At 67.5% G+C, this 16643-nt stretch carries 17 protein-coding genes; 9 read left to right on the top strand and 8 right to left on the bottom strand.

The annotated features are described in order from the left end of the window. Positions 1-54: 54 nt before the first annotated feature. The 3 genes from JOF57_RS01675 (at position 55) to JOF57_RS31170 (ending at position 1536) form a co-directional block, all read left to right on the top strand. On the top strand, positions 55-699 hold the full coding sequence (locus tag JOF57_RS01675; RefSeq protein ID WP_209913030.1) for a 50S ribosomal protein L25/general stress protein Ctc: 645 nt from the start codon (positions 55-57) through the stop codon (positions 697-699). Between the two features lie 12 nt (positions 700-711). After that, positions 712-1287: an aminoacyl-tRNA hydrolase gene (pth, locus tag JOF57_RS01670; RefSeq protein WP_209913028.1), complete on the top strand. Its 576-nt coding sequence runs from the start codon at positions 712-714 to the stop codon at positions 1285-1287. A 114-nt stretch (positions 1288-1401) separates the two neighbouring features. Then, positions 1402-1536, top strand: coding sequence for a hypothetical protein (locus JOF57_RS31170; RefSeq protein ID WP_273544622.1), 135 nt, complete (start codon positions 1402-1404; stop codon positions 1534-1536). A gap of 65 nt (positions 1537-1601) precedes the next feature. Here JOF57_RS31170 and JOF57_RS01665 read toward each other — a convergent pair whose 3' ends face one another. The 4 genes from JOF57_RS01665 to JOF57_RS01650 all read right to left on the bottom strand — a co-directional run bounded on the left by JOF57_RS01665 (position 1602) and on the right by JOF57_RS01650 (position 5431). Then, complete coding sequence (locus JOF57_RS01665) at positions 1602-1856, bottom strand: hypothetical protein (RefSeq protein ID WP_234937676.1); 255 nt, start codon at positions 1854-1856, stop codon at positions 1602-1604. Further along, the gene (locus tag JOF57_RS01660) at positions 1856-2287 is read right to left on the bottom strand and encodes a DUF4189 domain-containing protein (protein ID WP_209913026.1); all 432 of its coding nucleotides are present in this window, start codon (positions 2285-2287) and stop codon (positions 1856-1858) included. The genes JOF57_RS01665 and JOF57_RS01660 overlap by 1 nt, the downstream gene beginning before the upstream one ends. 116 nt (positions 2288-2403) lie before the next feature. Then, positions 2404-4038 (bottom strand): fatty acyl-AMP ligase, encoded by a 1635-nt coding sequence (locus JOF57_RS01655; RefSeq protein ID WP_209913024.1) that lies wholly within the window; start codon positions 4036-4038, stop codon positions 2404-2406. Positions 4039-4462: 424 nt separating this feature from the next. Further along, positions 4463-5431: a 4-(cytidine 5'-diphospho)-2-C-methyl-D-erythritol kinase gene (locus JOF57_RS01650; RefSeq protein WP_209913021.1), complete on the bottom strand. Its 969-nt coding sequence runs from the start codon at positions 5429-5431 to the stop codon at positions 4463-4465. Between the two features lie 55 nt (positions 5432-5486). Between JOF57_RS01650 and JOF57_RS01645 the strand changes: the two genes are divergently transcribed. Beyond that, positions 5487-6353, top strand: a complete 867-nt coding sequence (locus JOF57_RS01645) for a serine/threonine-protein kinase (protein ID WP_209913019.1) — start codon at positions 5487-5489, stop codon at positions 6351-6353. 39 nt (positions 6354-6392) lie between these two features. Here JOF57_RS01645 and rsmA read toward each other — a convergent pair whose 3' ends face one another. The 3 genes from rsmA to JOF57_RS01630 all read right to left on the bottom strand — a co-directional run bounded on the left by rsmA (position 6393) and on the right by JOF57_RS01630 (position 9387). Beyond that, positions 6393-7304, bottom strand: a complete 912-nt coding sequence (gene rsmA, locus JOF57_RS01640) for a 16S rRNA (adenine(1518)-N(6)/adenine(1519)-N(6))-dimethyltransferase RsmA (RefSeq protein ID WP_209915693.1) — start codon at positions 7302-7304, stop codon at positions 6393-6395. Then, on the bottom strand, positions 7301-8428 hold the full coding sequence (locus JOF57_RS01635; RefSeq protein ID WP_209915695.1) for a resuscitation-promoting factor: 1128 nt from the start codon (positions 8426-8428) through the stop codon (positions 7301-7303). Before JOF57_RS01635 ends, rsmA begins: the two co-directional genes overlap by 4 nt. A 104-nt stretch (positions 8429-8532) precedes the next feature. Continuing rightward, entirely contained in the window at positions 8533-9387 is an 855-nt protein-coding gene (locus JOF57_RS01630; RefSeq protein ID WP_209913017.1) for a TatD family hydrolase, read from the bottom strand. A 24-nt stretch (positions 9388-9411) separates the two neighbouring features. On the opposite strand from JOF57_RS01630, the gene metG reads away from it, so the two are divergent. The 5 genes from metG to JOF57_RS01605 all read left to right on the top strand — a co-directional run bounded on the left by metG (position 9412) and on the right by JOF57_RS01605 (position 15828). Continuing rightward, on the top strand, positions 9412-10959 hold the full coding sequence (gene metG, locus JOF57_RS01625) for a methionine--tRNA ligase (protein ID WP_209913015.1): 1548 nt from the start codon (positions 9412-9414) through the stop codon (positions 10957-10959). Between the two features lies 1 nt (position 10960). Then, positions 10961-12310, top strand: a complete 1350-nt coding sequence (gene gdhA, locus JOF57_RS01620) for an NADP-specific glutamate dehydrogenase (RefSeq protein WP_209913013.1) — start codon at positions 10961-10963, stop codon at positions 12308-12310. Between the two features lie 86 nt (positions 12311-12396). After that, positions 12397-13581, top strand: coding sequence for an NAD(P)/FAD-dependent oxidoreductase (locus JOF57_RS01615; RefSeq protein ID WP_209913010.1), 1185 nt, complete (start codon positions 12397-12399; stop codon positions 13579-13581). Next, positions 13578-14492 (top strand): RNA polymerase sigma-70 factor, encoded by a 915-nt coding sequence (locus tag JOF57_RS01610; RefSeq protein WP_209913008.1) that lies wholly within the window; start codon positions 13578-13580, stop codon positions 14490-14492. The genes JOF57_RS01615 and JOF57_RS01610 overlap by 4 nt, the downstream gene beginning before the upstream one ends. A 103-nt stretch (positions 14493-14595) precedes the next feature. After that, on the top strand, positions 14596-15828 hold the full coding sequence (locus JOF57_RS01605; protein WP_209913006.1) for an aminodeoxychorismate synthase component I: 1233 nt from the start codon (positions 14596-14598) through the stop codon (positions 15826-15828). Here the strand turns inward: JOF57_RS01605 and rsmI are convergent. Beyond that, positions 15798-16634, bottom strand: a complete 837-nt coding sequence (rsmI, locus tag JOF57_RS01600) for a 16S rRNA (cytidine(1402)-2'-O)-methyltransferase (protein ID WP_209913004.1) — start codon at positions 16632-16634, stop codon at positions 15798-15800. The genes JOF57_RS01605 and rsmI overlap by 31 nt on opposite strands. Between the last annotated feature and the right edge of the window lie 9 nt (positions 16635-16643).

Genomic DNA, 16643 nt, shown 5'->3' with positions numbered 1-16643 from the left:
ACCCTTGCCGTGCTGACGATCTGACCGCAGTACCGCAACTAGAGGAGCAACACCATGGCCAAGGCCGCATCATCCAAGAACGCCCCCAATAAGCTGACTGCCGCCGTGCGTACCCGCACCGGCAAGGGCGCCTCCCGTCAGGCTCGCCGCGACGGCAACGTGCCCACCGTGCTGTATGGCCACGGCACCGACCCCCAGCACCTGGAGATCAACGCCCGCGCGTTCGCTGCCGTGCTGCGCAACTCGGGCACCAACGCCGTGCTGACCCTCGACATCGAGGGCAAGGAGCAGTTGGCCCTGACCAAGTCGCTCGACATCCACCCGATCCGCCGCAACATCCAGCACGTCGACCTGCTCGTCGTGCGCCGTGGCGAGAAGGTCCACGTCGAGGTCAGCGTCGTCATCGAGGGTGACGCCGTTCCGGGCGCACTGGTCACCCAGGACACCAACACCATCGAGATCGAGGCCGAGGCCCTGTCGATCCCCGAGCACCTGACCGTGTCGATCGAGGGCGTCGAGGCCGGCACCCAGATCCTGGCCGGCCAGGTCGAGCTGCCTGCGGGCGTTTCGCTGGTGTCGGATCCCGAGCTGCTGGTGGTCAACGTCGTCGAGGCTCCGAGTGCCGAGGAGCTCGAGTCCGAGACCCCCGCGGCCCCGGCCGAGCAGCCGGCGGCCGCGGCTGCCGAAGCCTCCGAGTAGGCACCCCTTTCGATGGCCGAGCCGCTGCTGGTGGTGGGCCTGGGAAATCCCGGGCCCGCCTACGCCAAGACCCGGCACAATGTCGGGTTCATGGTGGCCGATGTGCTGGCCGCCCGCATCGGCTCGGCCTTCAAGGTTCACAAGAAGTCCGGCGCCGAGGTACTCACCGGTCGGCTCGCAGGAGCCCCGGTGATACTGGCCAAACCTCGGTGCTACATGAACGAGTCCGGCCGCCAGGTCGGACCGTTGGCCAAGTTCTATTCGGTGCCGCCGGGCCGGCTCGTGGTCATTCACGACGAGCTCGACATCGACTTCGGACGGATCCGGCTCAAGGTCGGCGGCGGCGAAGGCGGCCACAACGGGCTGCGTTCAATCGCATCGGTCTTGGGCAGCAAGGACTTTCAGCGAGTCCGCATCGGAGTGGGCCGCCCGCCGGGCCGTAAGGATCCAGCGGCGTACGTGCTCGAGGCGTTCACCGCCACCGAACGCGCCGAAGTGCCGACGATCTGCGAGCAGGCCGCCGACGCCACCGAGTTGATGATCGCCGAGGGCCTGGAACCGGCCCAGAACACCGTGCACGCCTGGTGATGCCGCGGGGCGGGCCACCGGAAACCCTCCCCAGGGTGCAAGGATCTCCCCCTCGGCCGTAAAGAAACCGTTCAGGCCCGACTCGAGCGTGTGCGCAGCAGGTACACCCGACGTATGAGGTCGGACATGCTCGAAGTGCTGTCGCTGATGGCGGCGCCAGTGGCGATTCTGTTGATGTTGCGCGGCTACGTCATTCGGCAGAACCGGATCGCCGACGCGGCCGAGCCCGCTGCGCCGACGGCTCCATGACGACCTCGAGCGGGCGTGTCAGGTGAGACACGCCCGCTCGCGGGTACGGAATATTACGAGGTTGGCTAGCGGCGACGACCGGGCATACCGAGCCACGGCATCATCGGCTGATTGGCCGGCGGTGCGACGGTGCCGGGCCGCGCCTTGATCGACGTGCTGCCGTTGGTCGTGCAGATCGTCTTGGTGGCCGTGTCCTGGCAGGTCGGCCGAGCTGACGCCACCGGTGCCGAAATCACCGATGCTGCAGCCAAACCCGCCATCACGAAGGCCAACTTGCCGCGACCTGTCATCAGTTCCTTGCCTTTCCGCGCCTCGCTCATCAGGGGCAGGCCGATACGACGACGTGGGAATCTGCATCGAGCGGGGTGTTGTTCGCCGCCGCCCGGGTGAACGCGTCCTGGCGGGCAGCCTCCACCGTCGCCCCGGCCCCACCGGCCACCGCGTGGTTACTGGGGCTGGCGACGGACACGATGCAGACGTTGTCGTTGGTCACCTCGTCGGCGGTACATTCCACGCCACCGGCGCTCTCGCAAGCGGCGATCACCGCTGCCGACGCCTCTTCACTCGTATCACCGGTCGCGGTGAAACCAGCCAGGGTGTCGACGAATTCGCCGGTGCCGACTGCTGCGAATATGTCTTCGGGATCCTCGACGTAACCGCCGGGACCACCCGCCCACGCGGTGCCCGCGGTAATCCCGGCAGCAATAACGCCCGCACCGAGGATCGCCGAAACCCATCGGGAATTGACCATGCCGGTCCTCTCGTCAAATTAGTTTCGGCGTCAGAATACACAGGTCGGACACCGTTTACCTGCCGAGAGCCAGATGATTTCGCGGCGAGTCGCGCTCGCTCGCGTGCCGAAAAAGGCTACGTGACCAGGGAGACCGAGTTGGCGCGACGCAGCTTGCCCGACGGGGTCTTCGGGATGCTGCCGGGCCCGAGCACCACGACGTTGCGCGGACGCATATCGACCTCGGACACCACCTCGTGCGCCACCTGATGCTCGATCCGGCGCACCTCGGCCGGATCCTGCCAGGCGTTGGACTCCACTGCGACAGCGAAGGTCTCACGCGAGTGCCCGGCGTCCAGGCGCACCGCCACAGCGCAACCCGGACGCACGCCGTCGACGCGGCCGGCGGCGCGCTCGATGTCGGTCGGGTAGATGTTGCGCCCGGCCATGATGATCACGTCCTTGACGCGACCGCACACGATGATGTTGCCCTCTTCGGTGATGTAACCGAGGTCGCCGGTGTCGTACCAGCCGTGCTCGTCCTGGGCCGGCAGGAAGCCGCCCATGGTGAGGTAGCCGGGGGTCAGGGATTCGCCGCGCAACTCGATGACGCCGACGCCGCGGGCCAGCATGACGTCACCGTGCTCGTCGACGACCCGGGCCTCCAGATCCTTCAGCAGCGGGCCCAGTGAGGCCAGCCGCCGGGTGTTGCCCTTGGTGGCGGGCACAGCTTGGCGCAGTGCGGCCAGCAGGTCGGCATCGACCTCGTCGACCACCAGGCCCGTGTCGCACGGGGAGAACGACACCGCCAGGCAGGTCTCGGCCATGCCGTAGGCCGGCAGGATCGCCGACTTCCTCAGACCGAACGGCTTGCCCGCGTCGAGCAGGTCCTCGACGTCGGCCGGCTCCACGGGCTCGGCACCCGAGAGCGCGAACCGCAGCGTGGACAGGTCGAAATCGCCGGGCTTGGCCTGGCGACGCAACCGCTTGGCGAACAGCGCATAGGCGAAGTTCGGCGCCGCGGTCATGGTGCCCTTGTACTTGTCGATCAGCTTGGCCCACAGCAGGGTGTCACGCAGGAAGTCCATCGGCGTGACCTTGACGAGCTCCGCGCCGAAGTACATCGGGATGGTCAGGAAGCCGACCATGCCCATGTCGTGGAAGCAGGGCAGCCAGCTGACCATGACGTCCGTATCGACGTCGTACTTCGCGCCGATGAACATCGCCTCGGCGTTGGAGTGGATGTTGCGGTGGGTGATCTGCACTGCCTTCGGGGATCCAGTAGACCCGGACGTCAGCTGCATCAGCGCCAGATCGTCCTCGCCGGTTTCCACCGGGTCGATCGGGTCGGCGGCCAGCAGGTCGGAGACCTTGACCACCTTGATGCCCTTTTCCTCCAGCACCGGGATGGCGACCAGGAACGGCTCGGACACGACGACGGCGTCCGCCTCGATCATGCCGATCACGTTCATGGTGTCCTCGGCCCACACCGCCAGGTCGGTACGCGGGGTCGGCTGGTGGAGCATGGTCAGGCTCGCGCCGCGCATCCACACGCCCTGCGCGGTCGGCGCGATCTCGACGGGGTAGCCGGCCAGCACGCCGACAGCGTCGCCGTGACCGATACCCGCGGCGGCCAGGCCGCCTGCGATGCGCCGGGCCCGCTCGTGAACCTCACCCCAGGTGTGGCGAACCGGCTCCTGTGGTTCACCTGTCACCATGCCGCGCTTGCTCTCACGAGCGTTGCGGTACATCTTCTCGGTGAATCTGCTCACGACGACCTCCTTGGCTTCCGCGGCCCCGACACCGGCGGCAGTGCGCCAGGTGCAGTTGCCCGGTTATCCATGCTCCGCCCGCTGTGCACCGCTTGCGGGTAGGCGCGCGCGCACGATTGGGGAGCAGTTATGTCTCGAAAAGGTGATGCCCCGGAAGCGGGTGTACGTCTGGGCGACCACCCACCGTCGTGGACGGCAGGCGCACAAGTCGCGTTCGATGCAAGATCGCTAGCATTCACCGTCGACCATCTTAAGAGGCCCTTAAGTAACTGCCAAACCCTCGCACTAATTGAGGTCTGCGTCACATTTTCAGGCCGACGTCAATGGGGTGGGCCGCACCGCTTTCCACCCAGGGGCCGTTCTGCCAAAAAATCCACAGCCCTGGCGTCGAAAACGACAGACGACAGCGGGTCAGACCCGACTGTCAGGCCGACGTCGACGGCTCGGGAACAACCCGGGCACCGCTGACCGGGCCGCTGGCCACCCGCACCGTCCGGCACACGCCGGCCCCGGCCAGTTCCGTACCCACGTCCACCGCAGACGTCGACGACGAGCACAGGAACGCACACGTCGGGCCCGAACCGGACACGATGCCGGCCAGGGCGCCGGCCTCCACCCCGGCCCGCAGGGTCCGGCGCAGATCCGGGTACAGGCTCAGCGCGGCCGACTGCAGGTCATTGCCCAGCAGCGGGGCCAGTTCGGCCGGATCACCGGACGCCAGCGCGGCCAGCACGGGCTCGGGCTCCTCGGTCCGCGGCGGGCCTGGAGTCGAGGTGTCCGCGCGCAGTCGATCCAGCTCGCCGAACACCTTGGGGGTGGACAGGCCCTTGCGTGCGAACGCCAGCACCCAGTGGAAAGTGTTGCGGGCCAACACCGTGGCCAGCTCCTCACCGCGGCCGGTACCCAGCGCAGTACCACCGTGCAGCGCGAACGGGACGTCACTGCCCAACTTGGCGGCCAGGGCGTGCAGATCGCGCCTGGGCACCCCGAGCTCCCACAACGTGTTCATAGCCACCAGCACCGCGGCCGCGTCGGCACTCCCCCCGGCCATGCCGCCGGCCACCGGGATCGACTTGTCGATGCTGATTGCCACGTCCGGCGCCCGGCCCACATGCTCAGCCAACAGTTCGGCCGCACGCCAGGCCAGATTGCGCTCGTCGGTGGGCACCGACTCCACACCCTCACCCTCGACCGTCACCGACAGCATGTCGGCATTGCGCACCGTCACCTCGTCCAGCAACGACACGGCGTGGAACACCGTGGCGAGGTCGTGATAGCCGTCGTCGCGCACGTCGCCGACGGCCAGGTAGAGATTCACCTTGCCGGGGACGCGCACGGTCACCGAACCGGTGGGGACCCACTCGGAGGCGGTACTGCCGTCGGATGCTGACACGGCCACGACACTATCGCCGTCCACCCACGGTTGTCGGTGAACCTAGGCTGAGACGGTGCCCTCACTCGAGGTGGGAATAGCGGGATACACCGCGACGAAGGTCGTGGGGTACGGCGGCTCAGCGCTCGTGTATCAGGCACGCGATCCCGACGGGGCCCTCGTCGCACTGAAGGTTCTCGATGATCGGCACCGCAGGCCCGCCCAGTTGGCCCGGCTGCAACGCGAGTTCGACTTCGCCCGCCAGCTCACCCATCCGAACGTCGTCACGGCACACGCGGCGGGCCCGGGCTGGCTGGCGATGGAACTCCTCGACGGTGGCAGGGTGACCAACCTGACCGGCATCCCCGAGCGGCTCACCGCGCTGACCCAGATCGCCGGGGCGCTCGATCACGTCCATCGACGCGGCATCGTGCACTGCGACGTCAAACCTGCCAATATCCTTGTCGATCAACCATTTTCGAGAGCAGTGCTGATCGATTTCGGGGTGGCCCATTCGATGGCCGCAGACGTGGCCGCCAAGCTGGCCCAGGACCGGCACAGCAGGATGAGCCTCGACCCGGCCCGACGCATCACCCGCCGGGCGCCCCGTCCGCACCCGGATATTCAAGCGTCACTGCCCTATTCGGCACCCGAGCTACTCAGTGACCGGACGCCGTCGGCGGCAACGGACCAGTACGCACTGGCCTGCACGACGGTTGAGCTACTGACCGGGTCGCCGCCGTTCTCCGCGGATACCGCGATAGCCCTGATCGATCACCAGATGTACAGCCGACCGCCACGAATATCGCAGCGGTGCAACTGGATTGCACCTTCGGCAGACTCAATCGTCACCAGGGCGATGGCGAAGGACCCGGAACGGCGATACGACTCATGCTCGGAGTTCGTCAGCCTGATCGCCGAGGCAATCACGTCCCCAATGTGAAGTAGATCGCGAGATTATCGAAAAATCTCGCGATCTTCTTCACGTTGGGCGCGAAGGCTCCGCCGCAACCTCGGCGGCGGCCTCACCCTCGGCCTCCTTGGCCCGCTGCAGGAGCCGGACGAAGTCGGCGATACCGAGCGTCTCGCCGCGGCGCGACGGGTCGATACTGGCGGCCAGCAGCCGCTCGGCCGACTCGTTGCCCGAACCCGCCCAATCCGCGAACGCGTTACGAGAGGTCTTGCGCCGCTGCCCGAATCCGATGTCGATGAGCTTGAACACCTCATCACGGAACTCGGCCTCCGTCGGCCACGGCGATGTCTCGTACCGGTCGATGCGGACCAGCCCGGAGTACACCCGCGGGATCGGCCAGAACACCGTCGGCGACACCATCCCGTGCCTGCGCACGTTTCCGTAGAAACGCGCCTTGGCACTGGGCACGCCGTAGTCCTTGCCGCCGGGTTCGGCCGCCAGACGCTCGGCCACCTCGGCCTGCACCATGACCATCACCGTGCGAATCGACGGGAATTCGGCCAACAGGTGCAGCAGTGCGGGCACCGCAATGTTGTAGGGCAGGTTCGCCACGAGTGCCGTCGGGTGATCGGTCAGATCGGACGGCATCAGGGTCAGGATGTCCTGATTGATGACGGTGAGCCGGTTGATCTCGCTGTGCGAATGATCGGCGATGGTGGCCGGCAGTTGCTTGGCCAGCACCGGGTCGATCTCCACCGCGGTCACCCTGGCACCACGGTCCAACAGGGGCAGAGTCAGCGACCCGAGGCCGGGTCCGACTTCGAGCACATGGTCGTCCCGGTGAATCCCGGACGCCGACACGATGCGCCGAACGGTGTTGGCATCATGAACGAAGTTCTGGCCAAAGGCCTTGCGTGGTCGAAAGTCGATTTCTTTCGCCAAGCGTCGTATCTCGGTCCGCCCGAGCAGTCGAATAGTCAGCGCGCCCCAATCCTCCCGCTACACGTCGGCCAAGCACCCCATCCCTGCCGGGCCTGCGTCACCGTAGCAATCGCAATCTGCTCTTCTCTTGTCGCCAGATCGGCCCTCGGAGCATAGCGCAGACCGCCCTGTCGCTCCCAGGTGTTCTGGTCGAATTGGACGCCACCAAAAAATCCGTTACCTGTGTTAATGGCCCAGTTACCTCCCGCTTCGCACTGCGCGAGAGAATCCCAGGTGCCGCCCATGGTGACCGCCGGGACTTCGGTGCCGGGCTTTGCTCCGACCCGCAGCACGCCGTCGCGCGCCGGGGCGATCACGACATTGGCTACTGGCAGCCTGCCGGTCTCCACGCCGTTCACCTTGGCCACCGCGTAGGTCACGTCCTGGGTGCCCGGGGCGCCCGGTTCCTCGACGACCTGACGGCTCATGTTCATGGAGGTGTCTTCGATGCGCTGATTGCCCGGGGTCAGCGGAACCCGCTCGGTGACCTTCACGATGCGCATGCGGGTCACTTCGACCTGCATACCCTCGGTGACCGGGGTCGATGCGGCCGGAACAACAGTGTCGTTCTGCTCCAGCGGCGCCCCCGCGGCGGCCAGCAGACCGGCAACGTTCGGCGCGGCCAGATGCACTGTCCGCACGGCTCCGCCGTCGTCGATCCGGACGGTCTTCGCGCTCACCACCGGCAATGCCATACCGGCCAGCGGCACCCGGCTGCCGCGGGAAGCCGCGGCCGGTGCCTTGTCGGTCAGCTTCAGCTGCGCCAGGGCCTCGTCCACGGTCGAGGCGGTGGTCCACACCTGCTTGCTGTCATTGCCGTCCAACGACAACTGCAGGGGCCGGCTGCGGCGCAGAACGATGGTGTCGGCCTGGTGCACGGACTCGTCGGCCGAGGGGTAGAGATCATCGCGATCGCCCACCGAGAAACCGTTCTCCTCGACCACATCGATCACCCGCGACTTCATGGTCGTCACGGTCATCGGCGCGCCGTCGACGCTCAGCGTCACGGTCTTGTGCGATCCGACGGCGTAGCCCCCGGCCGCGGTCAGCGTGACCAGCAGGGCTCCCACCACGCCTCGCAGCAGCGGCGATCGGGATTCATGAAGTTTGTTGAGCACGTCCACACCATCCGCTTTCGGCCAGGACGGCATGGGGCACCGCCGGCGGTTGAGCTTTGATCACAAGACGGTAACGAAAAGCTCCCGATTTCAGCAACCGGGCTCGGCAACTACGCCGGGTGGCTCCCGTTAAGTCCGTACACCCGCGCCGCAGTGGCTGCGGTCTCGGACGCGACCTTCTCGGCGGGCCGGTCCAGCAACTCTGCGAGTGCCCGCACAGTGTATGGCAGGCAGTACGGCTCGTTCGGTGCTCCGCGGAACGGATGCGGGGTCAGGAACGGCGCGTCGGTCTCGACCAGCAGCTGGCCCGGCGGGATCAACCGGGCGGCTTCCCGCAGCTCATTGGCGTTGCGGAAACTGACCGTGCCGGAAAGACTCAGCACCCAGCCGGCCTCGACGCAGGTGTGAGCCATCTCAGGTCCCGACGAAAAACAGTGGAAGATCACTGTCTCGGGCGCCCCTTCGGCGCGCAGCACGTCGAGCACCTCGGCGTCGGCGTCCCGGTTGTGGATCATCAACGGCTTACCCGTGCGCTTGGCCAGGTCGATGTGCCAGGCGAAGCCCTCGCGCTGCTCGGCCGGCGTCGCGCAGCCGTCCAACCGGCCCGGCCAGTACAGGTCCATCCCGGTCTCCCCCACCGCCACCACGCGGGGATGGACGGCGAGACGCTCCAGTTCGGCCCTGGCCGCGTCGGTGAGCGCGTTGGCCCGGGTGGGATGCAACGCCACTGCCCCGTAGACCCGCTCGTCAGCCTCGACGGCCGTGGTCACCCAGCGCGCCGAGTCCAGATCGTCGGCGATGGTGACCGCCTGGCCCACCCCGACGGCGGCCGCGCGATCCATGATCGCGCGCACGTCCTCGGCGGTCTGCGCGCCGCAGGCGTCGAGGTGTGTGTGCGCGTCGACCAGCGGCGCCAACGGCTCCGGTGCCGGCGGCTTCTCCCTGGCTGAGCGTTTCGAACCCACCTCAACACCATAAGGTGGGACCAAATGAGTGAGCCTTTCTACATAACTACGGCGATCGCGTATCCCAACGGTGCGCCGCACATCGGGCACGCCTACGAGTACATCGCCACCGATGCGATCGCCCGGTTCAAGCGCCTCGATGGCTTCGACGTGCGCTATCTGACCGGCACCGATGTGCACGGCCAGAAGATGGCCGAGACCGCGGCAACCGAGGGCATCTCGGCGGCTGAGCTGGCCAACCGCAACTCCGACGTGTTCCAGCGGCTGCAGGAAAAGCTCAACATCTCCTTCGACCGGTTCATCCGCACCTCCGACGCCGACCACTATGAGGCGTCCAAGGAGATCTGGCGCCGGATGAACGAGGCCGGGGACATCTACCTGGGCGCCTACTCCGGTTGGTACTCGATCCGCGACGAGAGGTTCTTCGCCGAGGACGAGACCACCGTGGGGCCCGACGGCACCCGCACCGCGATCGAGACCGGCACGCCGGTCACCTGGACCGAGGAGCAGACCTACTTCTTCCGGCTGTCGGACTATGCCGAGCGGCTGCTGGCGCACTATCAGGCCCACCCCGAGTTCATCGGGCCCGACGTGCGCCGCAACGAAATCGTCAGCTTCGTCTCGGGCGGGTTGAAGGATCTTTCGATCTCGCGGACCACGTTCGACTGGGGTGTGCCCGTGCCCGACCACCCCGACCACGTGATGTACGTGTGGGTGGACGCACTGACCAACTACCTGACCGGGGTGGGATTTCCGGACGAGGCGTCGGAGGCCTTCGGCAGATATTGGCCCGCCAAGCTGCACATGATCGGCAAGGACATCATCCGGTTCCACAGCGTGTACTGGCCGGCGTTCCTGATGTCGGCCGGGATCGCGCTTCCCGAGCGGGTCTTCGCGCACGGCTTCATCAACGTCAAGGGCGAGAAGATGAGCAAGTCGCTGGGAAACGTAATAGACCCGGTCGATCTGGCGGATCGTTTCGGCGTCGACCAGGTGCGCTTCTTCTTCCTGCGTGAGGTGTCCTTCGGCCAGGACGGCAGCTACAGCGAGGAAGCCATCATCGGCCGGATCAACGCCGACCTGGCCAACGAGCTGGGCAACCTGGCCCAGCGCTCGTTGTCGATGGTGGCCAAGAACCTCGACGGTGTGGTCCCCGACCCGGGCACGTTCAACGACGACGACACCGCCATGCTGAATGCGGCCGACCGGCTGCTCGAGCAGGTGCGGGCGCAATACGATGTGCCGGCGATGCACCTCGCACTTGAATCGATCTGGTCGGTACTCGGCGCGGCGAACCGCTACTTCTCCGCCCAGGAACCGTGGGTGCTGCGCAAGTCCGACGATTCGGCTGACCAACAACGGTTCGGTACGGTGCTATACACGACGCTTGAGGTAGTGCGGATCGCAACGCTGCTCACGCAGCCGGTGATGCCGGACTCGACGGCCAAGCTGCTCGACCTGCTCGGCCAGCCGTCCGACGCACGCGACTTCGACTCCATCGGTACCCGGATCAAGCCCGGTACCGAATTGCCCGCTCCGACAGGGGTTTTTCCCCGCTACCAGATGGATTGACATGGCCGTACTACACGACAAACTGCAGCCGATCTACGCTGAAGTAGCTCAACGCAACCCCGGCGAGCAGGAGTTCCACCAAGCCGTCATCGAGGTGCTGACCAGCCTCGGGCCCGTGGTGGACAAGCACCCCGACTACGCCGACGGGGCCATCATCCGCCGGCTGTGTGAGCCCGAACGCCAGATCATCTTCCGGGTTCCCTGGGCCGACGACTCCGGTGCCACGCAGATCAACCGGGGTTTCCGCGTCGAATTCAACTCGGCGCTCGGACCGTTCAAGGGCGGGCTGCGGTTCCACCCGTCGGTCTACCTGGGCATCGTGAAGTTCCTCGGCTTCGAGCAGATCTTCAAGAACTCGCTCACCGGCCTGCCGATCGGCGGCGGCAAGGGCGGATCGGACTTCGACCCCAAGGGCCGCTCCGATGCCGAGGTGATGCGGTTCTGCCAGTCCTTCATGACCGAGTTGTACCGCCACATCGGCGAGTACACCGATGTGCCGGCCGGCGATACCGGCGTCGGGACGCGTGAAATCGGTTATCTGTTCGGTCAGTACAAGCGCATCACCAACCGTTACGAGTCCGGCGTGCTCACCGGCAAGGGGCTGACCTGGGGCGGATCCCAGGTCCGCACCGAAGCCACCGGATACGGCACGGTGTTCTTCCTCAACGAGATGCTCAAGGCCGCCAGCGACACGGTCGAGGGCAAGCGGGTTGTGGTGTCCGGTTCGGGCAACGTCGCGATCTACGCGATCGAGCAGATCCACGAGCTCGGCGGCATCGTCGTCGCATGTTCGGATTCCAGCGGCTACATCGTCGACGAGAAGGGCATCGACGTCGGGCTGCTCAAGGAGGTCAAAGAGGTCCAGCGTGGCCGGATCGCCGACTATGTCGAGGCCAGGGCGGGTGCGGCCCGGTTCGTCGAAGGCCGGACGGTCTGGGAGGTCCCCTGCGACATCGCGGTCCCGTGCGCCACTCAGAACGAGATCAACGGTGACGAGTCCGCGTACCTCATCAAGAACGGCTGCCGTTTCGTCGCCGAGGGCGCCAACATGCCGTGTTCACCAGGCGCGATCAAGAACTTCGCCGACGCCGGAGTGACCTTCGCCCCGGGCAAGGCGGCCAACGCCGGCGGTGTGGCCACCAGCGCCCTGGAGATGCAGCAGAACGCCTCCCGGGACTCCTGGACGTTCGTCGACACCGAGAAGCGGCTGGAAGAGATCATGCGCCGGATCCACAATCGGGTGCTGTCCACCGCCGAGGAGTACGGCCAGCCCGGCAACTACGTGGCCGGCGCCAACATCGCGGGCTTCATCCGGGTGGCCGACGCGATGCTGGCCCTGGGCCTGGTGTAGTGATCTAGACCACATTTCCCGTATGGCTGTCACAACGGCGGTCCGCGCGGTGTCTTGAGGGCACAAGCCTTTCGAGAGGAGACACCATGAACGCGCAGAACACACACGTCGTCGTGATCGGCGGAGGTTACGCCGGGGTGCTGGCGGCCAACCGACTGCAGGGCACACCGGGAGTGGCTGTCACGCTGGTCAATCCGCGGCCCGAGTTCGTCGAGCGGATCCGCCTGCACCAGCTGGCGGCCGGTAACCACGACGCCACCGCGGCCTACGACACGTTGTTGGGCGACGGGGTGCGGCTGCTGGTCGACGGCGCCGAGTACATCGACGCCGACATCCGTCAGGTACAGCTGACGTCCGGCGAGGTGCTCGACTACGACTATCTGGTCTACGCCGTCGGCAGCACCGGCGGAGTGCCCGCCTCGGTGCCCGGTGCGGCGGAATTCGCTTATCCGCTTTCGGAATTGGAACAGGCTCAGCGCCTGCGCACCCGGCTGCAGGACGTGCCGATGTCGGCACCGGTGGTCGTGGTCGGCGGCGGGTTGACCGGCATCGAGGCGGCGAGCGAGCTGGCCGAGGTGGGCCGCAAGGTCACGCTCGTCACCGATGTGGTCGGCGCCTCGGTGGGGGCAGGTGCCCGTGCCTCGATCGTCAAGGCGCTGACCAAGCTCGGCGTCTCGATCATCGACGGACCCGAGATCCTGGTGTCCGGGGTCGAAGCGGATGCCATCACGCTGGCCGACGGCAACCGCCTGCCCAGCGCGGTGACGGTGTGGACCACCGGGTTCGGCGTTCCGGGCCTGGCCGCCGCGAGCAGACTGCGCACCGATGAGCTGGGCCGGTTGCTCACCGACGAAACCCTGACCAGTGTCGACGACGCGCACATCGTGGCGGCCGGCGACGCGGCCTCACCGTCGGGGGTTCCGCTGCGGATGAGCTGCCAGTCGGCCGGCCCGTTGGGTGTCCAGGCGGCCAACACCGTACTGGCCCGCATCGCCGGCGCCGAGCCCGAGGTGATCAACCAGGCCTTCGCCGGGCAGTGCGTGAGTGTCGGCCGCAACGCCGGGACAGTGCAGCTGTGCCACTCGGACGACAGCCCGCGGCGGGTCTTCATCGGCGGGCGGACCGGGGCGATGCTCAAGGAGCAGGTCTGCCGGGCGACCATCACGTTCCTGCGCAAGGAGGGCGTGAAGCCAGGTTCGTACTTCTGGTTCAAGGGTGGCAACCGAGCGCGCCAGCTGGCCCAGGCACAGCAGGAGACACCGGTCCGATGAACACCCCCGGCGCAGGCAACTCGAACGAACACGCCGAACGATTCACTTTGCTGCGGCCGCTGTTGTTCACCATCGCCTACGAGATCCTCGGGGCGGCAACAGAATCCGATGATGTCCTGCAGGAGAGTTACCTGCGCTGGGCCGAGGTCGATCTGGACACGGTCCGCGATACCAAGGCGTTCCTGGCCCAGCTCGTCACCCGCCAGGCCCTCAATGCCCTGCGCGCGCAGTCGCGGCGTCGCGAGGATTACGTGGGCCCCTGGCTGCCCGAACCGTTGCTGCTGGACCAGCGTGACGCGGCCGCCGATGTGGTGCTGGCCGAATCGGTTTCGATGGCCATGCTCGTGGTGCTCGAGACGCTGACCCCGGACGAGCGCGCCGTGTTCGTGTTGCGCGAGGTGTTCGGGTTCAGCCACGACGAGATCGCCGCTGCGATCGACAAATCCGCGGGCGCGGTGCGTCAGATGGCGCACCGGGCCCGCGAGCACGTGCAGTCACGGCGCAAGCGGTTCGAGCCCGTCGACCTCGACGAGTCCAACCGGGTCACCGAGGAATTCCTGACTGCGGCGGCCACCGGCGACATGGACGGCCTGCTGGCGCTGCTGGCGCCGGACGCGGTGTACACCGCCGACAGCGGCGGAAAAGCCAGTGCGGCCCGGCGGCCCGTGGTGGGCGCGCAGAGGGTCGCGGCCATGCTGGTCGGCTTGTTCCGCGCGGGCGAACGGGTCCCTGGGCTGTCGTTCGAGCGCATCACGTGCAACGGCGAACCCGCGGTGATGATCCGCAGCGACGCCGGCATGGAAGGGGTTTTCACCGTCGAGGTCATCGACGGCAAGATCACCCACTTCTACGCGATGCGCAATCCGGACAAGCTCGCCGGCATCGATGTCCCGCGGGTGATCAGCCGCTGAGTTTCTTCCGCGAACTTCCCCGCGAGCAGACACAAACTCGCACTGTTTCGCCTTGAAAAGTGCGATTTTGCGTCTGCTCGCGGGAGGAAGCAAGCTTGGGGGCATGCGAATCGAGCGGCTCGGCGCGCTGGGCAATGCCTCGGCGGTGCTGTGTGGCGTCGCCGCGGCCGGCCGGGCCGCCGGCCTGGCGCCACCCGCCGCGCTGATCGGTGACTGGTTCTCCTCACGAGCGGTGATCGCACCGTCGGTGGCGGCAACCCCCGTTGCGCCGGAAGCCGCGTTCGAGGTGGCACACGATGCTTCGGGGCCGGCCGGCTCGGTCGGGGGTGGGTGGTTCGGTTATCTCTCCTACCCGGACCCCGGATCCGACGGCACCCCGCCGCGCATCCCGGTGGCCGCCGGCGGCTGGTCGGACTGCGTGCTGCGCCAGGATTCCGAGGATATCTGGTGGTTCGAAAGCCTCAGCGGTGCAGCACTTCCCGCGTGGCTCACCACCCTTCGGCCGGCGACCCCGCACGCCTGCGCCATCGCCTGGACGGCGCCCGACCGCGACGATCACCGCCGCGGCGTGCTGGCCTGCCTCGAAGCCATCGCGGCCGGCGAGGTGTATCAGGCCTGTGTCTGCACCCGCTTCATCGGCCACCTCGACGGCGAGCCGATCGACTTCTTCAGCGAGGCCGTGGCCCGGACCGCACCGGCGCGGGCCGCGTACGTGGCCGGCGACTGGGGCGCGGTGGCCTCAATGTCACCGGAGTTGTTCCTGCGCCGGGCCGGTACGGCCGTGGCCTCCAGTCCGATCAAGGGCACGCTGCCGTGCTCGGCCGACCCGGCGGACCTGCTGGCTTCGGTCAAGGATGTCGCCGAGAACGTCATGATCGTCGATCTGGTCCGCAACGACCTGGGCCGGGTGGCGACGACGGGCAGCGTGACGGTGCCCGAGTTGCTCGCAGTACATCCGGCGCCGGGGGTATGGCATCTGGTCTCGACCGTCACCGGCGAGGTGCCGGCGCAGGTGCCGATGAGCACGCTGCTGGACGCCACGTTCCCGCCCGCCTCGGTGACCGGGACCCCGAAGCGACGGGCCCGCGAACTGCTGCGCCAGTGGGAGCCGACCCGGCGCGGAGTGTATTGCGGCACAGTCGGATTGGCCTCACCCGTGGCCGGTTGCGAGCTGAACGTAGCGATCCGCACGGTCGAATTCGACGCCGGCGGGGCGGCGGTCCTCGGCGTGGGTGGCGGCATCACCGCCGATTCCGATGTCGACGCGGAATGGGATGAATGCCTGCACAAGGCGGCCTCGATCGTTCAGTCCCGGGCGCGCAGCACCGCGTCGTAAAGCGCCCGCCGGGACGGTGCCCCCGGGTTCGCGGCGATCACCTGGGCGCAGGCGTCCTTGACGCGGGCCCCGTCGGCGACGAGCTCCTCGACCTCGGCCACCAGGTCGGGCAGTTCGACGGTCGGGGTGCCTCCGGCCAGCACCACGGTGATCTCCCCCAGCACGCCGTCGGCGGCCCATTCCGCCAGCTCGGCCAGGCTGCCGCGGCGGATCTCCTCATGCGTCTTGGTCAGCTCGCGGCACACCACGGCACGCCGCGCAGGCCCCAGCACCTCGACCGCGTCACGCAGGGTCTCACCCAGCCGGCGCGGGGATTCGAAGAACACGGTGGTGCGCGGTTCGGCGGCCAGGGTCTGCAGCCAGGTCAGCCGGGCCGCGTGCTTTCGCGGCGCGAAGCCCTCGAAGCAGAACCGGTCCGAGGCCAGCCCGGACACCGCGAGCGCCGTCGTCACCGCGCTCGGGCCAGGCAGGCAGGACACCGGCAGATCCGCCTCGGCGCAGGCCGCGACCAGGCGGTAGCCGGGGTCGTTGATCAGCGGCATGCCGGCGTCGCTGACCACGAGTACCGTCGCTCCCGCCTGGATCTCGGAGACCAGACCGGGCACGCGGCTCGCCTCGTTCTGATCGAAGAAGCTCAGGATCCGCCCGGACGGTTGCACGCCCAGCGATTGGGCCAGCGCTCGCACGCGTCGGGTGTCTTCGGCCGCCACGATGTCGGCCGTCTGCAGCGCTGCGATGAGACGCGCAGAGGCATCCGAGGGCAGGCCCAGCGGCGTGGCGCCGATCAGTAGTTTGCCGGGTGTCACGACCGACAG

It is taken from the genome of Mycolicibacterium lutetiense, from assembly GCF_017876775.1.
Lineage (GTDB): Bacteria > Actinomycetota > Actinomycetes > Mycobacteriales > Mycobacteriaceae > Mycobacterium > Mycobacterium lutetiense.
Note: the sequence above shows the minus strand (reverse complement) of the source record. Positions and strands in the feature narration are given on the sequence as shown.